The sequence below is a fragment of the Acetatifactor sp. genome (genome assembly GCF_982438285.1).
Window position 1 is genome coordinate 1 of record NZ_CEWDFQ010000344.1, and the last position, 3142, is coordinate 3142.

The window sequence follows — 3142 nt, forward strand, 5'->3', positions numbered from 1 at the left end:
CTAATATTGTTTTAATCTTTGGTTTCTATAATGGGAACTGCAAAAAGAAAGAAGGGATGATATATCATGTTAAAAATGAAAAAGAGGGGAACGATTCAAAAACCGGAATGTCCGGCTCTTGACAACATTGCCCAGGAGACCGAAAAACTGCTGGAAGCCGTCAGCACACTGAGTAAATTTGACGTCCAGCTTCGATTTGTGTCAGGGGAGCTTTCAGAATATACACAGGAGATGCAGGATATCAGTCAGGAAAATGTCTCTGTAACCGAGGAAACCTCCGCCGGCATGAATCAGGTGAACCATTCGGTAACCACTGCGGCGGACACACTTCATGCAGTCACTGAAACCGCCAGAACACTGTCCAAGAAGAATGCAGACAGCAAGGTTCTTCTGGATGAGGCTTCCAGGCTCAAGGATGAGCTGATTGCAGATTCCAAAGACATGACTGCAAGCATCACGAATCTGGTGGATTTGACAGATGAGATTGACAAGGTGGTGGAAAACGTACAGGGCATTGCTGCCCAGACCAACCTTTTAGCCTTAAACGCTTCTATTGAAGCTGCCCGGGCCGGGGAACAGGGAAAAGGCTTTGCCGTAGTAGCCGAAGAAGTGAGAAAGCTTGCAGACGATACCAAGCAGTATCTGGAAAGCCTGCGCTCCTTTATGGCCCAGGTAAAGGAGGCTGCCGCCCAAAGCAGAGCCTCCCTGGCAAAATCCTTAAGCTCCACCGACGCAATGGGACAAAAGCTTGAGCTTGTGCACTCTTCCGTATCGGAAAATGTCTCCATGCTGGATGATGTGGTAGGGGAGGTAGACAGTATCAGCACCGCCATTGGGTCTATCACAAGGTCCTCGGAAGAAATTGACCGCGCCATGGAGCAGAACAGTCATGAAGCCCAGCGCTTAAGCGACGTGGCTCTGCATGTGGCAGGAAGCACCAATTCCAATACGGAATGCGCCGAGCAGGTAGAGCAGATAGACAATGTTTTGTCCGGTATTATCAAAAACTTATATGCAAACCTGCGCCTTGGAGGCAGACAGGTGAGCCTTTCTGAATTCAAAAACGCCGTAGATAAGGCAAAGCAGGCTCATATCACCTGGATGGAAAATCTGCAGCACATGGTGGATTCCATGACGCTTTCACCCTTACAGACAAACAGCAACAGATGCGTATTCGGACATTTTTATCAAATTTTCCGCAGCAGCAACAGCCGTCTTGCACCTGTGTGGAATGAAATCGGAATAGACCACAAAAAACTGCATGAAACAGGAGGCCGTGCCCTGGAGGCCATAAAAGGGAGAGACTCCCAGAAGGCTTCCTCTCTTTTCAAAGAAGCACAGTCCTTGTCCCAGTCTCTGTTACAGAAGCTGGAAGAGGCAAAAAAGCTTGCGGAAGCCTCTTAAGGCGCCCTATCTGATTCTTACATAAATACTCTTTAAAAGCTTGTTATTGGGGTTTCTGACCTCCTTGGTCTCCACAAAGGCGAACCCCTTGATCAGCTTGCTGAGCTTTGTGTATTTATAGTTTCTTGGGTCAAACCCGGGAACTCTCCTGGAGAGGGAAACGCCGATTTCGGACAAATCCACCCAGCCGTCGTCGCCGGATTTCAGGTCTATAATGGACCTGATTTCCGCGCCGATTTCCTTCATGGTCGGGATTGCCGTTACAAAAGAGGCCTCCTCTTCCTTTGCTTCTTCCTTAGTCTCATGCCTGGAACCAGCCGAAGCCTTCTGTGCGCCGGAGGTCTTTGCGCCTCCCTTATCCTCCTCGTGAGAAATCTCCTGAGAGCCCTCGCTCTCCTCTTCCCCTTCCTCGTTCTCCTGATACAAAAGATCCAGATACTTAAATTTTTCACAGGCGGAGACCAGCGAATTGGGCGTTTTCTGCTCCCCCATGCCAATCACCGTCATTCCCGCCTCCCGCAGTCTGATGGCAAGCTTGGTAAAATCACTGTCGGACGTAACCAGACAGAAGCCATCCACCTTGCCGGAATACAAAATGTCCATGGCATCAATGATCAAGGCCGCATCCGACGCATTTTTTCCTCTGGTATAATTAAACTGAAATACCGGCGTCAGGGCAAACTCCCGCACCTTCTCCTGCCAGGCGGAAACGCTGGCATTTGTGAAATCTCCGTAGATACGCTTATAGGTGGCAATGCCGTCATCATTTACTTCATCCATAATCAGCTTCGCATACTTTTTTGAAACGTTCTCTGCGTCAATTAAAACCGCTATCCTGCTTTGTTTATCCATCTTCTCTTTTTCCTTCCCCTTTATTCCTTCTGATACAGATGTATCTCAAAGGGCTGCAACAGTCCTTCTTTCTCTCCTGACACAAGCTTACATCCCGCGCCGTCCGAAATCTGATACCTTGCCTCCTGGTTTGTATGATTAATGGCAAATATCCATTTTTTCTGTCCCTTCTGACGAATGTTAAGCTCCACACCCTCGTCTGCGCTGCCGATTCCACTCACTCCGGCATCCGCAAGAACCCGGTTCATCACCGCCTCAAGCAGCTTTTGGGACGGCTCCGTGCCGATATAATAAACAGCGCCCTTTCCATAGGTATTCCGGGTGATGCAGGGAGCGCCTGCATAAAACTCTTCCTCATAGCTGGCCAGGGCTTCCGCTCCTGAAAGGGTGATGATATCGCTCCATTTTTCTGCAAAGAAATCGTCAGCTTTCTTCTCTCCCACAAAGGAGACCTTCACATTTACGTCCCTGAGGCAGTCATAATCCAGTATCTCAATGCCGCACAGGTCACCCAGCACACCGGGCAGCTCCCTGTCGCTCATACAGATATTGTGCTCGTCCTTTACCCCAGTGCGCATAGTCAGCACCAGGGTACCGCCCTCTCTTACATAGGAAAAATATTTCTCTGCGAGCGCATTCGTCATCAGATACTGCAGCGGCGCAACCACCAGCGGATACTTGGAAAGCTCTCCCGTATCCTCCACAAAATCCACGGGAATGCTCCGCTTATGCAGCTCACCATAATACTTTAAAAGCTGCTCCACGTAATTCAGCTCAGGATGCTGGGGCTGTATCTGGATGGCATATTCCTGACGGTAGGAAAATACTATGCCAGCCTGTGCCCTGGGAATGCTGCCCCAAAGGGCATCCATATGGGGTGCCAGCT

Annotated in this window: 3 protein-coding genes; 1 reads left to right on the forward strand and 2 read right to left on the reverse strand. The window is 49.5% G+C overall.

Annotation, left to right across the window (positions count from 1 at the left end; all coding sequences use genetic code 11):
- Positions 1-66: 66 nt before the first annotated feature.
- Complete coding sequence (locus AC1WIP_RS13575; protein ID WP_481142328.1) at positions 67-1404, forward strand: methyl-accepting chemotaxis protein; 1338 nt, start codon at positions 67-69, stop codon at positions 1402-1404.
- Between the two features lie 6 nt (positions 1405-1410).
- Here the strand turns inward: AC1WIP_RS13575 and AC1WIP_RS13580 are convergent, their stop codons facing one another.
- Both AC1WIP_RS13580 and AC1WIP_RS13585 read right to left on the reverse strand, forming a co-directional pair.
- Positions 1411-2256 carry an NYN domain-containing protein gene (locus AC1WIP_RS13580; RefSeq protein WP_481142329.1) on the reverse strand — a complete coding sequence of 282 codons (846 nt, stop codon included), beginning with the start codon at positions 2254-2256 and terminating at the stop codon, positions 1411-1413.
- 20 nt (positions 2257-2276) lie between these two features.
- On the reverse strand, positions 2277-3142 hold an 866-nt coding region (locus tag AC1WIP_RS13585), incomplete at its 5' end, for a beta-galactosidase trimerization domain-containing protein (RefSeq protein ID WP_481142330.1).